Source organism: Actinophytocola sp., assembly GCF_035712165.1.
GTDB lineage: Bacteria > Actinomycetota > Actinomycetes > Mycobacteriales > Pseudonocardiaceae > DASYTH01.
In genome coordinates, this window is sequence record NZ_DASTBH010000146.1 from 1 (window position 1) to 21,000 (window position 21,000).

Sequence of the window (21,000 nt, forward strand, 5' to 3'; positions counted from 1 at the left end):
ACGTCGGCTGCGCGCTGGCCGGGCTGCTGCCGGCGCGGTCCCGGGTACACCTGTCCGCGCTACGCGCGCCCGCGCTCCGGTTCGTCGCGATCCAGGCCGGCGTGTTCGCACTGGCTGGGCTGATGGCCGTGGTCTCCGGGATCCGGCCGCCCGCGGCGCTGGAGTTCGGCGCGGTCGCCGGGGTGACCGCGATCGCGCTTCTGGTCGCCTGGCTGCTGCACCGTCCACAGTGAACAGATGCGGGTACGGTGTCGGGCAGGCGATTCGCGCAGGCTGATCGGCAGCACGCACGCGAAACGTAGCCGCAATGGTCTGGACCGTAAGGCGACTAGCCTCACACCGGGTGACCCCCACATGGGGGCACGTTCAGTGGGACGATGAAGACATGGCGCTGAAGTCGAAACCGACCCGGATCGTGATCCTGGGCGGCGGATACGTCGGCCTGTACACGGCTCTCGGCCTGCAGCGCAGGCTCCGGGCCGGCGAGGCCTCCGTGACCGTGATCGATCCCCAGCCACACATGACCTACCAGCCGTTCCTGCCCGAAGCCGCGGGCGGCGCGATCGAACCACGGCACGTGGTCGTCCCGTTGCGGCGCGTGCTGAAGCGCTGCCACATCCTCAACGTTCGGGTCACCGCGATCGAGGATTCCCGCAAGACGATCACCGTGTGCAAACCGGATGGCACCACCGAGGAGGTCGGCTACGACGTCCTCGTCGTGGCGCTCGGTTCGGTCGCCCGGCTGCTGCCCATTCCCGGCCTCGCCGAGCGGGGAATCGCGTTCCGCACCATCGGCGAGGCGATCTACCTGCGCAACCACGTGCTGGCCAAGCTGGACGAGGCGGCCGTCACCGACGACCCGGTCACCCGCGCGAAGCTGCTCACCTTCACCTTCGTCGGCGGCGGGTTCGCCGGGATCGAGGCACTGGGTGAGCTGGAGGACATGGCCCGGTTCGCCACCCGGTACTACTCGACCATCGAGCCGTCGGACCTGCGCTGGGTGCTGGTGGAGGCCGCCGGCCGGATCCTGCCCGAGGTGCGGCCGAGCCTGGGCGTGTACACGGTGCTGCAGTTGGAGAAGCGCGGCATCGAGGTCTATCTGTCCACACTGGCGAAGTCGTTCGAGGACGGGCACGTGGTCCTGTCCGACGGCACCGAGTTCGACAGCGACACCATCGTCTGGACGGCCGGGGTCAAGGCCAACCCGGTGCTCGCCGACTCCGACCTGCCGCTCGACGAGCGCGGCCGGATCCGGACCGGCGCGACCCTGCAGGTCGAGGGCCGGCCCGGGGTGTGGGCCGCGGGTGACAACGCCGCGGTGCCCGACCTGTCCCGGATCGACGAGGACCCGGACGCGGTGTGCCAGCCCAACGCGCAGCACGCCGTCCGGCAGGCCGGGGTGCTGGCCAGAAACATCGTCGCCACGTTGCGCGACCAGGCGCCGAAGGCCTACCGGCACCGCAACGCCGGCTCGGTGGCGAGCCTGGGCCTGCACAAGGGCGTGGCCGATGTCTACAACGTCAAGCTGAAGGGCCTGCCGGCCTGGCTGGCGCACCGTGGATACCACGTGGCGCGGGTGCCCACCTTCAACCGGAAAGCACGGGTGGTCGCCGACTGGTTACTCGGTGGTCTGTTCCGGCGCGAAGTCATCTCGATGGGCCAGATCAGCAATCCTCGTGCGGAGTTTGCCCGAGTCTCACAAAGTTGATACATCCTGACTGGTCCAATCGGCCGGAAGCCATCGAGTGCATTCGGCGCTAAACGGCCTATGTGTACAGGGCCAACGGCGCAGTTGCATAAAAGTGGCCCCGAACAGCGTGTTCGCGCTTTAGGCTTCGCCTGCCCCCGTAGCCCAACTGGCAGAGGCGGCCCCCTTAAAAGGGGTGTAGTGCCGGTTCAAATCCGGTCGGGGGCACCACTCCAGCTTTCCTAGCTGGGAATGATCACTTAGTGCGCTTGTTCCGTTCCGGACAGTTAGTCCGCGCCATTTACGGAAGGTAGTCGCTCAAGTGCTGTTCGTATTTTCTTGAAGTATTCGACGATGCCCGAAATGTATGTACGGATAGTTAACGGTTGATGACTCTGCGTTTCTCGCTGCGCAGCGCGCCGTCCAGCCACCAGACCGCCTCGACCACCACGATGCCCACCGCCGCGCAACCCAGTGCGATCAGGTTCTGGTTCCAGTCGGTGGGGTCCATGCCCAGGAACGTGCGCAGCCCCGGGACCAGCAGCGTCAGCACCAGCGGCAGCGCGGAGAGCACCACCATGCCGGCCAGCAGCAGGACCTTCCACCACGCGTAGGGCCGGGCGATGATCGCCAGCACCCACAGCGCGATCGCGACCAGCGTGATCCACGCCGTGGTGGCGTCCTGCATGACCTCGACGTCGGCCGGTCCGGCATCGCGCCGGGCCAGCAGGTAGGCGACGAAGGTGGCCGTGGCGATCACGACGCCGGCCGGCACCGCCATCCGCATCACCCGGCGCACGAACCCGGTGCGGGCCCGCTCGTTGTTGGGCGCCAGCGCCAGGAAGAACGCCGGCACGCCGATGGTGAACCAGCCGATGATCGACACGTGCCGGGGCAGGAACGGGTAGGGCACCCCGGCCAGGCCCACCATCAGCGCCAGCAGGACCGAGTAGACCGTCTTGGTCAGGAACAGGTTGGCGACCCGCTCGATGTTGCCGATCACCCGCCGGCCCTCGGCCACGACGTAGGGCAGGGTGGCGAACTTGTTGTCCAGCAACACGATCTGCGCCACCGCCCGGGTGGCCGGGCTGCCCGCACCCATCGCCACGCCGATGTCGGCGTCCTTGAGCGCGAGCACGTCGTTCACCCCGTCGCCGGTCATCGCCACGGTGTGCCCGCGGGACTGCAGCGCGCCGACCATGGCCCGCTTCTGCGCCGGGGTGACCCGGCCGAACACGGTGCCCTGCTCCACGGCGTCGGCCAGCGGGTCGCTGTCCTCGGGCAGTTCCCGGGCGTCCACCGGGCTCGTGGCGTTCGGCAGGTCGAGCGAGGCGGCCACCGCGCCGACCGACAGCGCGTTGTCGCCCGAGATCACCTTCACCGTGACGTCCTGCTCGGCGAAGTAGTCCAGGGTGTCCTTGGCGTCCGGGCGCACCTTCTGTTCCAGCACCACGTGCGCGACCGGGGTCACCGTGCCCGGCGCGTCCGCCGCGTCCACCGGGGTCGAGGCCATGCCGAGCAGCAGCACCCGCAGCCCCGCCGCGCCGATCTGTTCGGCCTGCTCGCGCTGCGGGTCGCCGGGCGGCAGCAGCACGTCGGAGGCACCGAGCACCCAGTTGCCCTGGCCGTCGAAGGTCACGCCGCTCCACTTGCGGGCCGAGGAGAACGGGGCGATGGTGCCCGGCGTCCACCCCGGATCGTCCGGATAGGCATCGATGATCGCCTGCAGGCTGGCGTTGGGCCGGGGGTCCACGGTGCCCAGCGCGCCGAGCGCAGCCGCGGTCTGCTCGGCGGTGGCGGCGCCGACCGGCCGGACCTCGGCCAGCCGCATGCCGTTCTCGGTCAGCGTGCCGGTCTTGTCCGCGCAGACCGTGTCCACCCGGGCCAGGCCCTCGATCGCCGGCAGTTCCTGCACCAGGCACTGCCGCTTGCCCAGCCGGACCACGCCGACCGCGAAGGCGATGCTGGTGAGCAGGACCAGGCCCTCCGGCACCATCGGGACCAGCGCCGCGACCATGCCGCGCAGCGCGTCCGGCAGCGCCTGGTCGCCGGCCAACTGGTTGTAGATGGTCAGCGCGCCGGCCGGGACCAGCAGGTAGGTGATGAACTTGAGGATCTTGTTGATCCCGTTGCGCAGCTCCGAGTTGACCAGGGTGAACTTGCTGGCCTCCTCGGCCAGCCGGGCGGCGTAGGCGTCCCGGCCGACCTTGGTCGCCCGGTACAGGCCGGTGCCGGCGACCACGAAGCTGCCGGAGAGCACCTGGTCGCCGGGCCGCTTGACCACCGGGTCGGACTCGCCGGTCAGCAGCGACTCGTCGACCTCCAGCGCCTCGGCGTCGAGCACCAGACCGTCCACGACGATCTTGTCGCCGGAGCCGAGCTCGATGACGTCGTCCAGCACGACCTCGTTCGGCGTCAGCTCACGGGTGTCGGCATGGGTGTCGAAGTCCCGGCGCACCCGGGGGCGGGCCTGCCCGACGATCGCCAGCCGTTCCAGGGTGCGCTTGGCCCGCAGCTCCTGGATCATGCCGATCGCGCTGTTGACGATGATCAAGCCGCCGAACAGGCCGTCCTGGATCGGACCGACCACCAGGATGATCGCGAACAGCACGCCGAGGATGGCGTTGATCCTGGTGAGCACGTTGGCCCGGATGATCTCGCCGACGCTGCGGCTGGCGCGGGCCGGCACGTCGTTGGTCTGTCCGGCGTCGATCCGCTGTTGGACCTCGGCCGGGGTGAGTCCCCGCTCTATCTGGGACGCGAGCACTGGGCCTGACGACATGGGTCTGACCATAGGCGAGAGTCGTTCGTCCGATGTGTCACCCACGAAGGTTTGGTCTTGTTACCGTGGGGTAGGTCGACAGGGCAGGTGCCGTGTGCGGCGCGACACGAGGGAGTGCTGATGCCGATCGAGGTCGTCTACGAACGGCGGGGCCGGGGCACTCCGCTGGTGCTGCTGCACGGCATCGGACACCGGTGGCAGGCCTGGGAGCCGGTGCTGGACCGGCTGGCCGGCCACCACGACGTGATCGCCGTGGACCTGCCGGGCTTCGGGGCTTCGCCGCTGGTGGCGGACCGGGAGTACACCATGCCGGCCGCGGTGGCGATGGCCGCCGAGATGTTCGAGTCGTTCGGCCTGGACCGCCCGCACGTGGCCGGCAACTCGCTGGGCGGCGTGCTCGCCCTCGAACTGGCCTCCCAGGGCCTGGTCAGCTCCGCCACCGCCCTCGCGCCGGCCGGGTTCTGGAACGCCGGCGGCCGGGCCTGGGCCCTCGGCCTGCTCACCGTTCTTCGCCTGACCGGCCGGGCTCCTGGCTGGCTGCGCACCGCGTTCGTGCACGGCCGGCCGACCCGTCTGCTCGCCGCCGGCATGCTGTTCGGCAAGCCCGCCCGCCTGTCCGCCGAGATGGTCCTGGCCGACCTGGACGCCTTCGTCGGCTGCACCGCGTTCGACCTGGTGGCCCGCGCCGGCCGGGACTACACCTTCGCCAGCCCCGCTCCGACCGTCCCGGTCACCGTCGGCTGGGGAACCCGCGACCGGATCCTGTGGCCCCGCCAGGCCCGCCGGGCCGCCGAGCTCCTGCCCGGCGCCGAACACGTCCTGCTGACCGGCTGCGGTCACATCCCCATGGGCGACGACCCCGACCGCGTCGCCGGCCTCATCATCGACACCTGCGCCCGCACCACCCTGGACACCGCGGCCTGACCGCGTCGGTGGTCAGCGGGTGGGGTTGTCCTTGAGGGGCTTGGGGGGCGGAAAGAGGAGGGTGTCCTCGAAGTGCAGCTCCTGGTCGGCGGGAGCGAGCGTGGCGGTGACGCGTTCGACGAGTTGGTAGGTGTCGCGCAGCTGGGCGGCCAGCTGGTCGCGGAGCGCGCTGAGCCGGTCCAACTCGGCGTTCGCGGCGGTGATGCGACGGTCGGCTTCCTGGGTGGCCTCGCGGATCCGGCCCGCTGCTTCGGCTTCCGAGGCGGCGCGGCGGGTCTCGATCTCCTTGCGCAGGGCTTCGCGTTTGGCGTTCATCGACTCGGAGAACTCGCGGTCGATGCGGATGCGGTCGCGTTCGGCCTCGGCGTCGATCTGGACGCGCCGGCGTTCGGCGGCCGTGGTCATCTCCTCGGCCCGGGCACGGGCGTCGGCCATGATCGCCTGGTGCGCGGTGTGGATCTCCTGGTGTTGCCGGTCCAGTTCGGCGAGCAGCGCCTGGTAGCGCTCGCGTAGCGCGACGGAGGCCTGCTCGGCGGCGGCCCAGGTGTGTTCGGCGGCGGCCTGGGCCCGGGCGGTGATCTCGGCGGCCTGGGACCGGGCCACGGCGAGGCCGCGGGCGCCGCGCTCGTCGCGGGGGTCGAAGCCGGGCGTGCCCGGCGGCGGCATCGGCCCGGCAGGCGCGGCCGGACCCGGCCCGGCGGGTGCCGGCTGCGGGGCAGACCCGGACGGTGTGGCCGGGGCGGTCGGGGTGACCGGCCGGGCGGCGATCTCGGCGCGGGCGGACTCCAGTTGGGCGGCGAGCTCCTGGTGCTGACGGCGCAGTTGGTCGCGCTCGGCGTGCGCCGCCCGGACGTCGGCTTCGAGCCGCTGGACGTGCTGGGTCACCTGACCACGGTCGTAACCGTTGCGCACCACGGGGAACGTCGCACCTGGTTTGGGGTCCTCGCCGTCTGCCATTCTCCGACCGTACTCGGAGGGTCGCTGTTCGACACGGCGCAGGGTGCGTCGTCAGGTCAGGTCGTAGGCCGTCGGGTGACGCGGCTGGTAGAGGCCGATCTCCCCGGCGCCGGGCACCCGCAGCGTGGTCAGCCGGCCCCAGCCCTGGTCGCTGATCCCGCCGGTGAACTCGACGCCCTTGCCGGTCAGGTCGGCGATGGTGGCCTCGAGGTCGTCGCACATCAGGTACAGCTCGTGCCGGCCGGGCTGCTCCGCCGGGTGCACGGCCAGCTCCGCGGGCGGTGACCGGAAGATCAGCCAGCCATCACCGGCGTCCACATGGGACAGGCCGAGGACGTCGCGCAGGAACCCCCGCGCCGCCTCGGCATCGGTGGCGTACATGATCGTGTGCGCGCCGGTGATCACCAGTGGAATCCTCTCGTGAGCCGGGCCAGCGCGGTGGCCGCGGCGGACAGATGGCGTTCGCCCTTGCCGAGCCGGACCCGGCCGGTGCCGCCTGCGGCGGTCGAGTCGGGGAAGATCCGGTAGCCCTGGTAGGCCACCGCGTCGACCAGCCCGGGCGCCATTGTGTACGCGGCCTGGATCAGGTAGCCGGTCGGGGTGCTCACCTGCTTGGGCCGGTCTCGCAGGGCGGTCAGCACCAACTCCGCGGCCTGCTCGGGCGACCGCGCCGGTAACGCGTCGTAGAACCGGGTCGGCCGGATCATCGGGGTGCGCACCAGGGGCATGTGCACGGTGGTGAACGTGATCCCGGCGCCGTGGGTCTCCGTCGCCGCGATCCGGCTGAAGTAGTCCAGCGCGGCCTTGGACGCCACGTAGGCGGAGAAGCGCGGCGCGACGCCCTGCACGCCCATCGACGACACGTTGACGATGTGCCCGAACCGTCGCTCCACCATGTGCGGCAGCAGCCCGAGGACCAGCCGCACCGCCGCGAAGTAGTTGATCGCCATGGCCCGCTCGAAATCGTGCATCCGGTCGTAGGACAGCTGGATCGAGCGCCGGATCGACCGGCCGGCGTTGTTCACCAGCATGTCCACCGCGGGCTGCTCGGTGAGCATCCGCTCGACCGTCTTGTGCACCGCCTCCGCGTCGGTCAGGTCGCACGGGTAGCAGTCAGCGTGCCCGCCGGCCGCCTCGATCTCGGCACGCACCTCCGCCAACTCCTCCGCGCGGCGCGCGACCAGCAGCGGTATCCCGCCCGCCGCGGCCACCTTCAGCGCGGTGACCCGACCGATGCCGGAGGACGCGCCGGTGATCACGATCCGGCGGCCGTCGAGCACGCCGCGACCCCCGGACCGGCGGGCGCGGAACGGGTCGAGGTGGCGTTCCCAGTACCGCCACAGCGTCCGGGCGTAGCCGGCCAGGTCCGGCACCTCCAGCCCGCTGCCGGCCAGGGCGGCCCGGGTGCGGGCGTTGTCGAACACCGGCTCGAAGGTGAGTACGCCCAACACCTCCGGTGGGATGCCGAGCCGGTCGAGCACCGCGTCCCGGGCGATGGTCACCCCGGGCACGTGCTCGGTCAGCCGGGCCAGGCCGACCAGCGGACCGGTCAGCCGCCTGGTCAACTCGGCGGTGGCCACCGGCGCCCCCGCGGCCCGGGCGAAGCAGTCGTAGACCGTCCGCGCCGCCTGCGGTTGCGGGTTGACCAGGTGGAACGTGCGCCCGTCCAGGCCGGGCTGGCCGGCCAGGTACGCGAGGGCCGCGGCGACATGGTCGACCGGCACGATGTTGGTGTCGCCGATGTCCGGGAAGACCAGCGGCAGGCCGGGCAGCCGGCCGAGCCGGGCCAGCGCGGGGAACAGGTAGTACGGCCCGTCGATCTTGTCCATCTCGCCGGTGACCGAATGGCCGACGACGATCGAGGGCCGGTAGATCCGCCAGGCCACCGAGGTCTGCGTGCGGACCAGCCGTTCGGACTCGAACTTGCTGCGGTGGTACGGGGTGGGCAGCCGTTGGCCGGCGTCGAACATGTCCTCGGTGAAGGTGCCGCGGTAGTCGCCCGCGACCGCCACCGAGGAGACGTGGTGCAGGCAGCCGGCCTGGATCGCCGCGGCCAGCGCGACCACGTTGGCGGTGCCCGCCACGTTGGCCGCGAGGCTGGCCTCCTCGCCCGCGGTGAGGTCGTAGAGCGCGGCGAGGTGCACGAGGTGATCGACCGCGCCGGACAGCGTGGCGAGCACCTCCGGCGCGAGCCCCAGCTCCGGCTCGCGCACGTCGCCGACCACGGTGCGCAGCTTCTCCGGGTTGGGCCAGCGCTGCGCCAGCGTCGCCAGCCGGTCCCGGGATGGCTCGCGCACCAGCACCCACACCCGGTCGGTGTCCGCCCTCGGCAGCAGTTCCGCCACGAGGTGTCGCCCGATCAGTCCGGTCGCGCCGGTCACGAGGTAAGTCGCCATGGCCAAGAGCCTTCCACCGCTGCCCGCAGCGCGGCGACATTCGCGGCCCGTCCTCCGCGAGTCCCCATTTCGGGACGGGCGAGTTCCCCCGTCGGGTTACCCGGCCAGCGGTTTGGGCAGGGCCCGCAGCGCATCCAGCACGGCCGCGTCCTGCAGCTTCATCCAGGCGATCACTTCGGAGTAGGTGGCGCACACCGTGTCCGGCTTGGTGCACACCTCGGCCAGGAACCGCTCCGCCGCCGCGGCGAACGCACCGCCGGACCAGTCGTTGAAGTGGTTGCCCACCAGCAGCGGGGCCCGGTTGCCGCCCAGCGCCGCCGCGTAGGCCGACCGGTAGGTGTCCAGCGCGATCGTGGTGAACTCCTCGGCCCGGGCCGGCTCCTCCTTGGCCCGGTTCATCCCGAACCACAGGTTGTAGTCCATCATGATCACCTTGCGGTTGCGCAGCGCCGGCACCCGCATCTCGGGCAGCGTGAACTGCCAGACCCCGTCGTGCATGGCGGGCCAGGCGATGCCGTCGGACACCTGGCTCGCGTCGTAGTCCATGCCGCGCGCGGCCAGTGCCGGCAGCAGCGCCTCGGGGCGGGCCTCCAGGCAGGGCGTGCGGCCGCCCTGCACGGCGTCGCCCGCGAGCTTCAGTTCGGGCGCCGCGCCGAGGATGCCGAAGAACTGGGACAGTTCGCTGGACCAGTCGGCCGTCGTCCACGGTGCGGCGCCGGGCGCGGCTCCCTTGCAGAAGTGCCCGTTGTAGTGGGTGCCGATCTCGTGCCCGGCCCGCACCGCGGCGCTCAGGTCGGCGATGCGCTCCCGGACCTGCTCGGCCGTGCCGCCGAAGCCGATCGCCGATTCGCCCTGGGGATGGCCGGGCCCGGTGTACTCGCCCTTGCGCTCGTCGGGCAGCAGGTAGACGCCGGACAGAAAGGCGGTGAGATGGGCGCCGCTCGCCTCGGCCGCCGGCAGCAGCCGCTGCCAGACCTCGTGCGAGCCGGCGCCGTCGAAGGAGAACAGCACGAACTGGGGCGGCAGCTCGTCCGGTGCGTACCGGCGCAGCCACGGCGGTTTCGTCTCGGCGGTCTCGGCCACCGCCGTGGCCGGCGTCGTGGACCGGTCGTGGTCCGGCCGCACGGTGCCGATCCCCAGCAGGATCACGAACGTCACGGTCAGACCCGCCGCGACGCCGATCGGACCCCATCTCCTGCGCGTCGCCATCACTGGTCCCCGATGCCGGTCGTCCTTCATCCTCGATCGAGGGAAGTTCTGTCGCTCAAAGTAGTCGTGAGCGGAGTAGACCGGTGGGAGCGACACGATCCGGTGTAATCGTTGGCGTGAGATGGCCCAATCGGGTTTGTGACAACCTGGGACGGGTTACTGTGTGCCCGTTGCCCGAGGTGGGTAAAGTCGGCTTTACCTAGGCGGGAACCGACCGGCTTGCTAGGTCGTTGAACCCGGTGAAGGCGCCATCAGGCTTCCAGGAGGAACAGGTGCGTTCTACGAGCAATCCCGCGTTCCGCAACCTGCCGGTCGGCGGGTCAGGCGGGTACGCGGGCTTCCAGACACAAGCCCAGGGCACCCCGGTCGAGCCGGGTTACGGCTATGCCCCGCCCACCACCGGCGATCGTCCGATGACGGTCGACGACGTGGTGACCAAGACGGCCGTGACCCTTGGCACGACGATCGTGGTCGGCGTGCCGCTGACCCTCGCCGTCAAGGCCGGGGCCATCTCGCCGTGGCCGCCGACGATCATCGGGATGCTGGCCGGGCTGGTCCTGTCCCTGGTCATCATCTTCAAGCGGAACCCCAACCCGGGTCTGGTGCTCGCCTACGCCGTCGCCGAGGGTCTGTTCCTCGGTGGCATCACCGGCGTGTTCGAGATCTGGTTCCCGGGCATCGCGATCCAGGCCGTGATCGGCACCTCGCTGGTGTTCATCACGATGCTGATCGTCTACCGCACCGGCGCGATCCGGGTGACCCCGAAGCTCACCCGATGGATCATCGGCGCGACCGTGGGCGCCGCCGGCCTGATGCTGATCCACCTGCTGCTGGCGCTGTTCGGCGTCAACTCGGGCATGCGCTCCGCCGGCACGCTCGGCATCGTGATCAGCCTGCTGTTCATCGGCATCGCGGCGTTCAACTTCCTGCTCGACTTCGACATGGCCGACCAGATGATCCGTACCGGCGCGCCGGCGAAGTTCGCCTGGTACGTGGCCTTCGGCCTGCTGGTCACGCTGGTCTGGCTGTACCTGGAGATGCTGCGCCTGCTGTCCTATCTACAGAGCGATTAGCGCTTGCCTCGCAAGGGAAGGGCGTCCGGCCGCTTGGCCGGGCGCCCTTTTCGTATGTCCCCCCGCAACCGGCCGGTGTGGCGAGTCCTACACTGAGGCCCAGGTTCTTGTGAAGTGATTCACAGGCGAGTGACCGAGCTTGTGAAGATTTTCACAAGCGCCCGCACCGGTAGAAGTTAGGTCCGCCTTACTACTTCGGTCAAGGTGCGCGACCCATAGGGTGCCAGCGAGGATCGGGGAAAGGACGACGCAGGTGTCACTGGGCCAAACCATGAGTGCAGCGCTCCGCCAACCCGAGATTCCGGCCGCGGTCTCCTCGAGCCTGACGATCTACCTCCCGCTGGTGCTGCTTTTCGTGCTGGCGGCGGCATTCGCACTGCTCTCGGCGCTGCTCGGGCCGCTGGTCGGCCCCCGCCGGTACAACCGGGCCAAGCTCGAGGCCTACGAGTGCGGCATCGAACCGTCGCCGCAGCCGGTCATCGGCGGCGGCCGGGTCCCGATCGCCTACTACCTGACCGCAATGCTGTTCATCCTCTTCGACATCGAGATGGTCTTCCTTTACCCGTTCGCGGTCGCGGCGGACGCGCTGGGCATCTTCGGCCTGGTGGAGATCTTCTTGTTCATCGCGACGGTCGGCTTCGCCTACGCGTACGTGTGGCGGCGCGGCGGCCTCGACTGGAACTGACGGGAGGCGATGGCGTGGGCATCGAGGAGAAACTCCCCAACGGAATCCTGTTGGCCAGCCTGGAGAAACTGGTCAACTGGGGGCGCAAGAACTCGCTGTGGCCGGCCACCTTCGGCCTGGCCTGCTGCGCGATCGAGATGATGACCACCGGCGGTCCGCGCTACGACATCGCCCGGTTCGGCATGGAGGCGTTCCGCGCTTCGCCCCGCCAGGCCGACCTGATGATCGTCGCCGGCCGGGTGACCAACAAGATGGCCCCGGTGCTGCGCCAGATCTACGACCAGATGGCCGAGCCGCGCTGGGTGCTGGCGATGGGCGTGTGCGCCTCCTCCGGCGGCATGTTCAACAACTACGCGGTGGTCCAGGGCGTGGACCACATCGTCCCGGTGGACATGTACCTGCCCGGCTGCCCGCCCCGTCCGGAGATGCTGCTCGACGCGATCCTCAAGCTGCACGCCAAGATCGCCGATGAGCCGATCAACGCCCGGCGTGCGGCGCTACGGGCCGAGCGCGGCGACACCACCGAACTGATCCCGTCCTCCGTCAAGTTCGCCAAGAAGTAGGTACGCATGCCTGACGAGACCGCACCGGTCCCCGGCGGCGAGCAGTCCAGTGTGGACCGCCCGGCCGAGGGCGTCGACGCGCCCCGGGCGCAGGAGCAGTCCGCCGATCACCAGACCCCGGTCGTCACCGGCCTGGAACGCCAGGGCATGTTCCGCGTCGCCGGCTCCGGTGACACCAGCGGCTTCGGCGGGCTGCGCCTGCCGGCCTACAGCCCGGCGCCGTCCGAACGCCCCTACGGCGGCTGGTTCGACGAGTTCGCCGACGAGTTGGCCACCGCGTTCCGCGAGCGGGGCATCGCCGCCGACGTGATCCAGCAGGTCACCGTGGACCGCGGCGAGATCACGTTCTACCTGCGCCGGGAGAGCCTGCTCGAGGTGTGCCGGACGCTGCGCGACGATCCCGCGCTGCGCTTCGAGTTGTGCAGTTCGGTGTCCGGAGTGGACTATGGCGAGGGCGTTCCGCAGCGGCTGCACTCGGTGTACCACCTCACCTCGATGACCTACCGGCGCCGCATCCGGCTCGAGGTGGCCGTCGACGTCGAGGATCCGCACCTGCCCAGCGTGGTCGAGGTCTACCCGACCGCCGACTGGCACGAGCGGGAGGCCTGGGACATGTTCGGGATCGTCTACGACGGACACCCGGCGCTGACCAGGATCCTGATGCCGGACGACTGGGACGGCCACCCGCAGCGCAAGGACTACCCGCTCGGCGGGATTCCCGTGGAGTACAAGGGCGCCGAGATTCCTCCACCGGACCAGCGGAGGGCTTACTCGTAATGAGCGAAGATCTGTCAGACGTCAAGACCGGCACCGCCACGACCGGGGCCGAGCGTTCCAGCGATCCCTACGCCACCGCGCGGGAGACCACCGAGGGCCGGATCTACACGGTCACCGGCGGCGACTGGGACGAGATGCTCGAGGACGCGATCTCCGACGAGCGCATCGTCATCAACATGGGTCCGCAGCACCCGTCCACGCACGGCGTGCTGCGCCTGGTGCTGGAACTGGAGGGCGAGACCGTCACGCAGGCCCGGTCGGTGATCGGCTACCTGCACACCGGTATCGAGAAGAACTGCGAGTACCGCACCTGGACCCAGGGCGTCACGTTCGTGACCCGGATGGACTACCTCGCGCCGCTGTTCAATGAGACCGCCTACTGCCTGGCGGTGGAGAAGCTCCTGGGGGTCACCGCGCCGCAGCGCGCGCAGGTGATCCGGGTGCTGCTGATGGAGATCAACCGGATCGGCTCGCACCTGGTGGCACTTGCCACCGGCGGCATGGAACTCGGCGCGCTGACCGCGATGACCGCGGGGTTCCGTGAGCGCGAGGAAGTGCTGCACCTGCTGGAATGGCTGACCGGCCTGCGGATGAACCACGCGTTCATCCGGCCCGGCGGGGTGGCGCAGGACCTGCCGGCCGGTTACGAGCAGGTGGTCCGCGACTTCATCAAGGTGATGGACTCCCGGCTGCCGGACTACGACAAGCTGCTGACCGGCCAGCCGATCTGGAAGAACCGGCTGATCGGGATCGGCTACCTGCCGGTGGACGCCTGCCTGGCGCTGGGCGTCACCGGCCCGATCCTGCGCAGCGCCGGCCTGCCCTGGGACATGCGCAAGACCGATCCGTACCTGGGTTACCAGGACTACGAGTTCGAGGTGCCGACCTCGACCGCGGCCGACTCCTACGCGCGCTACCTGTTGCGGGTCGAGGAGATGCACCAGTCGCTGCGGATCATCGCGCAGTGCCTGGACAAGCTCGAGCCGGGCCCGACCATGGTGGCCGACAAGAAGATCGCCTGGCCGGCGCAGCTGTCCATCGGCGCGGACGGCATGGGCAACTCGCTCGAGCACGTGCGCAAGATCATGGGCCAGTCGATGGAGGCCCTGATCCACCACTTCAAGCTGGTGACCGAGGGCTTCTCGGTGCCGCCGGGCCAGGTCTACGTGCCGGTCGAGTCGCCGCGCGGTGAGTTGGGCTACCACGTGGTCTCCGGTGGCGGCACCAGGCCGGTGCGGGTGCACGTGCGCGACCCCAGTTTCGTGAACCTGCAGGCCATGCCCGCCATGTCGGAGGGCGGCATGGTGGCCGACGTGATCGCCGCCATCGCGTCGATCGACCCGGTGATGGGAGGCGTTGACCGGTGAAAATGGACGATCAGCGCAGTGGGCCAGGGCTGACCCACGGCGGGTCGAGCGTCGGCGACGGGGTGACCTGGGCGGCGGCCGAGCGCGAGACCACGATCGAGGAGATGTCGGTGCTGCCCGCGGCCGAGTCGCGGAACCTGGTCACGGAGTCCACTTCGGACCTTTCGGTGTTCGGGCCGGACGTGGTGGCCAGGGCGGAGCAGATCATCGCCAGGTACCCGCAGTCCCGCTCGGCGCTGCTGCCGATGCTGCACCTGGTGCAGGCCGTGCAGGGCTACGTGAGCACGGCCGGCATCGAGTTCTGCGCGCGGCAGCTGGACCTGTCCACCGCCGAGGTCACCGCGGTGGTCACGTTCTACACGATGTACAAGCGCAAGCCGTGCGGCGAGCACCTGGTCAGCGTGTGCACCAACACGCTGTGCGCGGTGCTCGGCGGCGACGCGATCTACCAGCGGTTGCGCGAGCACCTCGGGGCGCCGAACAAGCCGCTGGGTCACGAGGAGACCGCCGGCACGCCGGGCGAGCGGGGCTCGGTGACCATCGAGCACGCGGAATGCCTGGCCGCCTGCGATCTCGGCCCGGTGCTGCAGGTCAACTACGAGTTCTTCGACAACCAGACGCCGGAGTCGGCGGTGGCCATCGTGGACGCGCTGCGCCAAGGACAGAAGCCGGCGCCGACCCGGGGTGCGCCGCTGACCGACTGGCGCACGGTGTCGCTGGAGCTGGCCGGGATCTATCCGGACGACCCGGCCGAGTTCCAGGCCCGGGTGGACGGACCGTCGGCGGCGACCGAGACGCTGCGTGGCGCGCAGCTGGCCGCCGACCGCAGGTGGACCGCGCCGCCGATGCCGGACGAGGCGCCGCTGCCGTCCGTGGAAGCGAAGAAGTAGGGAACGGGGATGGCAGAGCCGACGAGTCAGGTCGATCCGTTGACGCCGGTGCTCACCAAGCGCTGGCTGTCGCCCAGGTCATGGACGCTGCAGACCTACGAACAGCTGGAGGGCTACACCGCGCTGCGCAAGGCCCTCGCCGGCACCCCGGAGCAGCTCGTCCAGTTGGTCAAGGACTCCGGGCTACGTGGCCGGGGCGGCGCGGGTTTCCCGGCCGGGGTCAAGTGGAGCTTCATGCCGGCCAACGAGGACCGGCCGCACTACCTGGTGATCAACGCCGACGAGGGCGAACCGGGAACCTGCAAGGACATCCCGCTGATGATGGCGGACCCGCACTCGCTGATCGAGGGGTGCGTGATCGCCGCGTACGCGATGCGCTCGCACCACTGCTTCATCTACGTGCGCGGTGAGGTGCCGCACTGCATCCGCCGGCTCAACGGCGCGATCCGGGAGGCCTACCAGGCCGGCTACCTCGGCACGAACATCCTCGGCTCCGGGTACGACCTGGAGATCACGGTGCACGCCGGCGCCGGCGCGTACATCTGCGGCGAGGAGACCGCGCTGCTGGACTCGCTGGAGGGCCGGCGCGGTCAGCCCCGGCTCAAGCCGCCGTTCCCGGCCGCCTCGGGTCTGTACGCCGCGCCGACCACGGTCAACAACGTGGAGACCATCGCCAGCGTGCCGTTCATCGTCAACGGCGGCTCGGACTGGTTCCGCACGATGGGCACCGAGCGCTCGCCCGGCCCGAAGATCTTCTCGCTGTCCGGCCACGTGGAGCGGCCCGGGCAGTACGAGGCGCCGCTGGGCACCACGCTGCGCGCCCTGCTCGACCTCGCCGGCGGCATGAAGGACGGCATCCCGCTGAAGTTCTGGACTCCGGGCGGTTCTTCGACGCCGCTGTTCACCGCGGAGCACCTGGACGTCCCGCTGGACTTCGAGGGCGCGGTCGAGGCCGGCTCGATGCTCGGCACCACCGCGCTGATGGTCTTCAACGAGACCGTCTCGGTGCCCTGGGCGGTGATGAAGTGGACCGAGTTCTACGAGCACGAGTCGTGCGGCAAGTGCACGCCGTGCCGGGAGGGCACCTACTGGCTGGCCGGGATCCTGCAGCGGATGGTGGCCGGTAGGGGCACCGAGTCCGACATCGAGACGATGCTGGACATCTGCGACAACGTGCTCGGGCGCTCGTTCTGCGCGCTCGCCGACGGCGCGGTGAGCCCGATCGTCAGTGGCATCAAGTACTTCCGGGACGAGTTCCTCGCCCTGTGCGACCGGGGCGCCCAGGCCGTCAACCCTGCGCTCGCTGGAGCTAACGCATGACGATCGCGCCAGAAGAGAAGACCGAGAAGTCCCCGGTGCCGGAAGGCCATGTGCGGCTGACCATCGACGGCATCGAGGTGATCGCGCCCAAGGGTGAGTTGGTCATCCGCACCGCCGAGCGGCTGGGCATCGTGATCCCGCGGTTCTGCGACCACCCGCTGCTCGACCCGGCCGGCGCCTGCCGGCAGTGCCTGGTCGAGGTGGAGATGGGTGGCCGGCCGATGCCCAAGCCACAGGCCTCGTGCACCATCACGGTCGCCGACGACATGGTGGTGCGCACCCAGATCACCTCGCCGGTGGCGGACAAGGCGCAGCAGGGCGTGATGGAGCTGCTGCTGATCAACCACCCGCTGGACTGCCCGGTGTGCGACAAGGGCGGCGAGTGCCCGCTGCAGAACCAGGCCATGGCGCACGGCCGGGCCGACTCCCGGTTCCGCGAGGTCAAGCGCACCTTCGCCAAGCCGATCCCGGTGTCCACCCAGGTGCTGCTGGACCGCGAGCGGTGCGTGCTCTGCCAGCGCTGCACCCGGTTCTCCGCGCAGATCGCCGGCGACCCGTTCATCGAGCTGCTCGAGCGCGGCGCACTGCAGCAGGTCGGCATCGCGCAGGACAAGCCGTTCCAGAGCTACTTCTCCGGCAACACCATCCAGATCTGTCCGGTGGGCGCGCTGACCAGTGCCGCGTACCGGTTCCGGGCCCGGCCGTTCGACCTGGTGTCCACCCCGGGCGTGTGCGAGCACTGCGCGGACGGCTGCGCCACCCGGACCGACTGGCGGCGCGGCAAGGTGATGCGCAGGCTGGCCGGCAACGACCCGGAGGTCAACGAGGAGTGGACCTGCGACAAGGGCCGGTTCGCGTTCCGGTACGCCGGCGCGGCGGACCGGTTCACCCGGCCGATGGTGCGCGACGCGCAGACCGGTGAGCTGGTCGAGGCGTCCTGGACCGACGCGCTGCGGATCGCGGCCGAGGGTCTGGCCAAGGCCCGGGACGGTAAGGGCGCCGCGGTGCTCACCGGTGGCCGGCTCACCGTCGAGGACGCCTACGCCTACGCCAAGTTCGCCCGGATCGCGTTGCGTACCAACGACATCGACTTCCGGGCCCGGCCGCACTCGGCCGAGGAGCTGGACTTCCTGGCCGCGTCGGTGGTCGGCGGCTCGCCGGAGACCGGCGCGGTGACCCACCGCGGCCTGGCGGCGGCGCCCGCGGTGCTGTGCGTGGCGCTCGAGCCGGAGGAGGAGGCGCCGATCCTCTTCCTGCGGCTGCGCAAGGCGGCGCGCACCGGCCGGACCAAGGTGTTCCACATCGGACAGTGGGAGACCCCGTCGGTCACCAAGACGTTCGGCACGCTGCTGGCCTGCGCGCCGGGTGGTGAGGCGGCCGCGGTGTCCGGTCTCGGCAAGCACGCGCCGGACATCCACGGGGCGTTGACCGGTGCCGGCGCGGTGATCCTGGTGGGCGAGCGGGCCGCCTCGGTGCCCGGCCTGTTCTCCGCGCTGGTGGAGCTGTCCTCGGCGACCGGCGCCGGGCTGGCCTGGGTGCCGCGCCGGGCGGGGGAGCGCGGCGCGCTGGACGCCGGCGCCGCGCCGAACCTGCTGCCCGGTGGGCGCCGGCTGGACGACGTGGCGGCCCGGGCCGAGGTCGCCGAACTGTGGGGGGTGGCGCCGGGTGCGTTGCCGGCGCGGGCCGGCCGGGACACCACCGGCATCCTCACCGCGCTGGCCGCCGGCGACCTGGACGGACTGCTGATCGGCGGCGTCGACCCGCACGACCTGCCCGACCCGGAACTGGCCGAGCGGGCGCTGGCCGCGGGCTTCGTGGTCAGCCTGGAGCTGCGGCCCTCGGCGGCGACCGCGCACGCGGACGTCGTGCTGCCGATCGCGCCCCCGGCGGAGAAGTCCGGCAGCTACCTCAACTGGGAGGGCCGGCGCCGCACGTTCGGTGTGACCCTGGCCCAGACCGGCTCGTTGCCCGACTGCCGGGTGCTGGACACGCTCGCCGTCGAGATGGACGTCGACCTGTTCACCCAGACGCCGGAGGCGGCCGCGGCCGACCTGGCCAGAATGCCGGTGGTGGGGCGCTCGGGGGCCGCGCCGTCGGTGTCCGCCGGCCCGGCCGACCTGCCCAGGAGCGATCGGCAGGCGGTGCTGGCCACCTGGCATCAGTTGCTGGACAACGGGTCGCTGCAGGTGGACGAGCCGCACCTGGCCGGCACCGCGCGCCCGGTGGTGGCCCGGCTCTCCGCGCACACCGCGCGGGTGCTCGGCGTGGACGGCGCCGCGATGCTGACCGTGTCGACCGACCGCGGCGCGATCACCGTGCCGGCCGAGTCCGCCGACCTGCCCGACGGGGTGGTGTGGCTACCGACCAACTCCGGCCAGGCCACCGTCCGCCGCACGCTCGCCGCCGTGCACGGCGACGTGGTGACGGTGACGGCGGAGAACCTCCTGCCGGGACAGAGCAGTAAAGGGGCGCAGGGATGACCAGAGCCGAACTGCTCGCCGACGACCCGATCTGGCTGATCCTGATCAAGGCCGTCATCCTGCTGCTGCTCGGTCCGATCATGACCATGTTCATGATCATCTGGGAGCGCAAGGTGGTGGCCCGGATGCAGCAGCGTCCCGGACCGAACCGGGTCGGGCCCAACGGCTGGCTGCAGTCCGTCGCCGACGCGATCAAGCTCCCGTTCAAGGAGCAGATCATCCCGGACACGGCCGACCGCAAGGTGTACTTCCTGGCGCCGCTGCTCTCCACGATCCCGGCCATCCTGGCGTTCTCGGTGATCCCGTTCGGACCGCAGGTGTCGATCTTCGGCGAGCAGACCGTGCTGCAGCTGGTCGACCTGCCGGTCGGGGCGCTGGTGATCCTGGCCTGCTCGTCGATGGGCGTGTACGGCATCGTGCTGGCCGGCTGGTCGTCCGGCTCGCCCTACCCGCTGCTCGGCGGGCTGCGCTCGGCGGCACAGGTGATCTCCTACGAGATCGCGATGGGACTGTCCATCGTGGCCGTGATCCTCTACACCGGGTCACTGTCCACAGGGGACATCGTGGACGCACAGCACGGCCTGTGGTTCGCGCTGGCGCTGGCGCCGAGCTTCGTGATCTACCTGATCTCCATGGTCGGCGAGACCAACCTGGCGCCGTTCGACCTCCCGGAGGCGGAGTCGGAGCTGGTCGGCGGCTTCCACACCGAGTACAGCTCGATGAAGTTCGCCCTGTTCTTCCTCGCCGAGTACGTCAACATGGTCATCGTCTCGGCGTTCGCGACCACGCTGTTCCTCGGCGGCTACAACGCGCCGTGGCCGATCTCGGCGATCAACGACAACTACTTCAACACCGGCTGGTGGCCGATCCTGTGGTTCTTCGGCAAGGTGCTGGTGCTGCTGTTCGTCTACATCTGGCTGCGCGGCACGCTGCCGAGGATGCGCTACGACCAGTTCATGCGGCTGGGCTGGAAGGCGTTGGTCCCGCTGAACCTGGTGTGGATCGTCGCGGTGACCGCGATCCGGGCGATCCGCAACGAGGGCATCAACACCTCGCAGGCCCTGCTGTTCGGCGGCATCGTGGTGGTGTTGCTGATCGGCGTGGTGATGCTGCTGCCCGACCGCCGGGTGCCCGACGAGGACGAGGACGCCGTGCCGGTCACGGGCGGCGGCTACCCGGTTCCGCCGCTGGATCTGGAGATTCCCGGTAAGCCCAAGCGCAAGCCGGTCCGACCGCGGGCGCGCCGGGAGCGGGCCCGGGTCGGCGCCGGTGACGAGAGGGAGACCGACTGATGGGAATGTTCGACGGGCTCAAGGGCTTCGGGGTCACCTTCTCGACCATGTTCAAGAAGGTGGTCACCGAGGAGTACCCGGAGATCGGCGCCCCGGCCGCACCCCGCTACCACGGACGGCACCAGCTCAACCGGCATCCGGACGGGCTGGAGAAGTGCGTCGGGTGCGAGCTGTGCGCGTGGGCCTGCCCGGCCGACGCGATCTTCGTCGAGGGCGGGGACAACACCGACGAGGCCCGCTACTCGCCCGGCGAGCGCTACGGCCAGGACTACCAGATCAACTACCTGCGCTGCATCGGCTGCGGCCTGTGCATCGAGGCCTGCCCAACCCGCTCGCTGACCATGCTCAACGACTACGAACTGGCCGACGACGACCGGCAGAAGCTGATCTGGACCAAGGAGCAGCTTCTCGCACCGCTGCTGCCCGGTATGGAGCAGCCGCCGCACGCGATGCGGCTCGGTGAGTCCGAACAGGACTACTACGTCAGCGGCAAACAGCTCGCCCGCAAGTGGGGCTACCCCGACCCGGTGGGGGAGGAGAAGAAATGAGTTCCGCTGCCGCCCCGGTGGGTGAGGGGAAAGAGATGACGACAGCCCCC

18 protein-coding genes and 1 tRNA gene are annotated in these 21,000 nt (G+C 70.4%); 14 read left to right on the forward strand and 5 right to left on the reverse strand.

The features are described 5' to 3' along the window. The 3 genes from VFO68_RS08025 to VFO68_RS08035 all read left to right on the forward strand — a co-directional run. The coding region (locus tag VFO68_RS08025) for a hypothetical protein (protein ID WP_325157542.1) at positions 1-233 on the forward strand (233 nt) is incomplete at its 5' end. Between the two features lie 152 nt (positions 234-385). Next, entirely contained in the window at positions 386-1,708 is a 1,323-nt protein-coding gene (locus tag VFO68_RS08030; protein WP_325157543.1) for an NAD(P)/FAD-dependent oxidoreductase, read from the forward strand. Positions 1,709-1,841: 133 nt separating this feature from the next. Continuing rightward, positions 1,842-1,918: transfer RNA gene (locus tag VFO68_RS08035), tRNA-Leu, on the forward strand. Positions 1,919-2,066: 148 nt separating this feature from the next. Here the strand turns inward: VFO68_RS08035 and VFO68_RS08040 are convergent. Then, positions 2,067-4,469: an HAD-IC family P-type ATPase gene (locus tag VFO68_RS08040; protein WP_325157544.1), complete on the reverse strand. Its 2,403-nt coding sequence runs from the start codon at positions 4,467-4,469 to the stop codon at positions 2,067-2,069. A gap of 120 nt (positions 4,470-4,589) precedes the next feature. Between VFO68_RS08040 and VFO68_RS08045 the strand changes: the two genes are divergently transcribed. After that, positions 4,590-5,393 carry an alpha/beta hydrolase gene (locus tag VFO68_RS08045; protein ID WP_325157545.1) on the forward strand — a complete coding sequence of 268 codons (804 nt, stop codon included), beginning with the start codon at positions 4,590-4,592 and terminating at the stop codon, positions 5,391-5,393. Positions 5,394-5,405: 12 nt separating this feature from the next. Here the strand turns inward: VFO68_RS08045 and VFO68_RS08050 are convergent, their stop codons facing one another. The 4 genes from VFO68_RS08050 to VFO68_RS08065 all read right to left on the reverse strand — a co-directional run bounded on the left by VFO68_RS08050 (position 5,406) and on the right by VFO68_RS08065 (position 9,955). Continuing rightward, the gene (locus tag VFO68_RS08050; protein WP_325157546.1) at positions 5,406-6,350 is read right to left on the reverse strand and encodes a hypothetical protein; all 945 of its coding nucleotides are present in this window, start codon (positions 6,348-6,350) and stop codon (positions 5,406-5,408) included. Between the two features lie 51 nt (positions 6,351-6,401). Next, positions 6,402-6,755, reverse strand: coding sequence for a VOC family protein (locus tag VFO68_RS08055; protein WP_325157547.1), 354 nt, complete (start codon positions 6,753-6,755; stop codon positions 6,402-6,404). Then, positions 6,752-8,746 (reverse strand): SDR family oxidoreductase, encoded by a 1,995-nt coding sequence (locus tag VFO68_RS08060; protein ID WP_325157548.1) that lies wholly within the window; start codon positions 8,744-8,746, stop codon positions 6,752-6,754. Before VFO68_RS08060 ends, VFO68_RS08055 begins: the two co-directional genes overlap by 4 nt. A 96-nt stretch (positions 8,747-8,842) precedes the next feature. Continuing rightward, the gene (locus VFO68_RS08065) at positions 8,843-9,955 is read right to left on the reverse strand and encodes a polysaccharide deacetylase (RefSeq protein ID WP_325157549.1); all 1,113 of its coding nucleotides are present in this window, start codon (positions 9,953-9,955) and stop codon (positions 8,843-8,845) included. Between the two features lie 272 nt (positions 9,956-10,227). On the opposite strand from VFO68_RS08065, the gene VFO68_RS08070 reads away from it, so the two are divergent. The 10 genes from VFO68_RS08070 to nuoI all read left to right on the forward strand — a co-directional run bounded on the left by VFO68_RS08070 (position 10,228) and on the right by nuoI (position 20,950). Next, on the forward strand, positions 10,228-11,028 hold the full coding sequence (locus VFO68_RS08070) for a Bax inhibitor-1/YccA family protein (RefSeq protein ID WP_325157550.1): 801 nt from the start codon (positions 10,228-10,230) through the stop codon (positions 11,026-11,028). Between the two features lie 271 nt (positions 11,029-11,299). Further along, a complete protein-coding gene (locus VFO68_RS08075) occupies positions 11,300-11,713 on the forward strand; it encodes an NADH-quinone oxidoreductase subunit A (RefSeq protein ID WP_325157551.1) in 414 nt (137 codons plus the stop codon). A gap of 14 nt (positions 11,714-11,727) precedes the next feature. Continuing rightward, on the forward strand, positions 11,728-12,276 hold the full coding sequence (locus tag VFO68_RS08080; RefSeq protein WP_325157552.1) for an NADH-quinone oxidoreductase subunit B family protein: 549 nt from the start codon (positions 11,728-11,730) through the stop codon (positions 12,274-12,276). Positions 12,277-12,282: 6 nt separating this feature from the next. Continuing rightward, on the forward strand, positions 12,283-13,053 hold the full coding sequence (locus VFO68_RS08085; protein WP_325157553.1) for an NADH-quinone oxidoreductase subunit C: 771 nt from the start codon (positions 12,283-12,285) through the stop codon (positions 13,051-13,053). After that, the gene (locus VFO68_RS08090) at positions 13,053-14,420 is read left to right on the forward strand and encodes an NADH-quinone oxidoreductase subunit D (protein ID WP_325157554.1); all 1,368 of its coding nucleotides are present in this window, start codon (positions 13,053-13,055) and stop codon (positions 14,418-14,420) included. Before VFO68_RS08085 ends, VFO68_RS08090 begins: the two co-directional genes overlap by 1 nt. Before the next feature lie 104 nt (positions 14,421-14,524). Beyond that, complete coding sequence (gene nuoE, locus VFO68_RS08095) at positions 14,525-15,310, forward strand: NADH-quinone oxidoreductase subunit NuoE (RefSeq protein ID WP_325157566.1); 786 nt, start codon at positions 14,525-14,527, stop codon at positions 15,308-15,310. A 9-nt stretch (positions 15,311-15,319) separates the two neighbouring features. Next, positions 15,320-16,630, forward strand: coding sequence for an NADH-quinone oxidoreductase subunit NuoF (gene nuoF / locus VFO68_RS08100; protein ID WP_325157555.1), 1,311 nt, complete (start codon positions 15,320-15,322; stop codon positions 16,628-16,630). Beyond that, positions 16,627-19,110 carry an NADH-quinone oxidoreductase subunit G gene (locus tag VFO68_RS08105; RefSeq protein ID WP_325157556.1) on the forward strand — a complete coding sequence of 828 codons (2,484 nt, stop codon included), beginning with the start codon at positions 16,627-16,629 and terminating at the stop codon, positions 19,108-19,110. Before nuoF ends, VFO68_RS08105 begins: the two co-directional genes overlap by 4 nt. Then, positions 19,107-20,402, forward strand: a complete 1,296-nt coding sequence (gene nuoH, locus VFO68_RS08110; protein ID WP_325157557.1) for an NADH-quinone oxidoreductase subunit NuoH — start codon at positions 19,107-19,109, stop codon at positions 20,400-20,402. The genes VFO68_RS08105 and nuoH overlap by 4 nt, the downstream gene beginning before the upstream one ends. Beyond that, entirely contained in the window at positions 20,402-20,950 is a 549-nt protein-coding gene (nuoI, locus tag VFO68_RS08115) for an NADH-quinone oxidoreductase subunit NuoI (protein WP_325157558.1), read from the forward strand. Before nuoH ends, nuoI begins: the two co-directional genes overlap by 1 nt. Positions 20,951-21,000 lie beyond the last annotated feature (50 nt).

Bases quoted from the DNA above. Each gene is read 5' to 3' on its own strand.
- VFO68_RS08030 (WP_325157543.1), top strand. From the start codon at position 386: ATGGCGCTGAAGTCGAAACCGACCCGGATCGTGATCCTGGGCGGCGGA.
- VFO68_RS08090 (WP_325157554.1), top strand. From the start codon at position 13,053: ATGAGCGAAGATCTGTCAGACGTCAAGACCGGCACCGCCACGACCGGG.
- nuoH (WP_325157557.1), top strand. From the start codon at position 19,107: ATGACCAGAGCCGAACTGCTCGCCGACGACCCGATCTGGCTGATCCTG.
- VFO68_RS08075 (WP_325157551.1), top strand. From the start codon at position 11,300: ATGAGTGCAGCGCTCCGCCAACCCGAGATTCCGGCCGCGGTCTCCTCG.
- VFO68_RS08060 (WP_325157548.1), bottom strand. From the start codon at position 8,746: ATGGCGACTTACCTCGTGACCGGCGCGACCGGACTGATCGGGCGACAC.
- nuoF (WP_325157555.1), top strand. From the start codon at position 15,320: ATGGCAGAGCCGACGAGTCAGGTCGATCCGTTGACGCCGGTGCTCACC.
- nuoI (WP_325157558.1), top strand. From the start codon at position 20,402: ATGGGAATGTTCGACGGGCTCAAGGGCTTCGGGGTCACCTTCTCGACC.
- VFO68_RS08045 (WP_325157545.1), top strand. From the start codon at position 4,590: ATGCCGATCGAGGTCGTCTACGAACGGCGGGGCCGGGGCACTCCGCTG.
- VFO68_RS08085 (WP_325157553.1), top strand. From the start codon at position 12,283: ATGCCTGACGAGACCGCACCGGTCCCCGGCGGCGAGCAGTCCAGTGTG.
- VFO68_RS08050 (WP_325157546.1), bottom strand. From the start codon at position 6,350: ATGGCAGACGGCGAGGACCCCAAACCAGGTGCGACGTTCCCCGTGGTG.
- nuoE (WP_325157566.1), top strand. From the start codon at position 14,525: ATGTCGGTGCTGCCCGCGGCCGAGTCGCGGAACCTGGTCACGGAGTCC.
- VFO68_RS08105 (WP_325157556.1), top strand. From the start codon at position 16,627: ATGACGATCGCGCCAGAAGAGAAGACCGAGAAGTCCCCGGTGCCGGAA.
- VFO68_RS08040 (WP_325157544.1), bottom strand. From the start codon at position 4,469: ATGTCGTCAGGCCCAGTGCTCGCGTCCCAGATAGAGCGGGGACTCACC.
- VFO68_RS08065 (WP_325157549.1), bottom strand. From the start codon at position 9,955: ATGGCGACGCGCAGGAGATGGGGTCCGATCGGCGTCGCGGCGGGTCTG.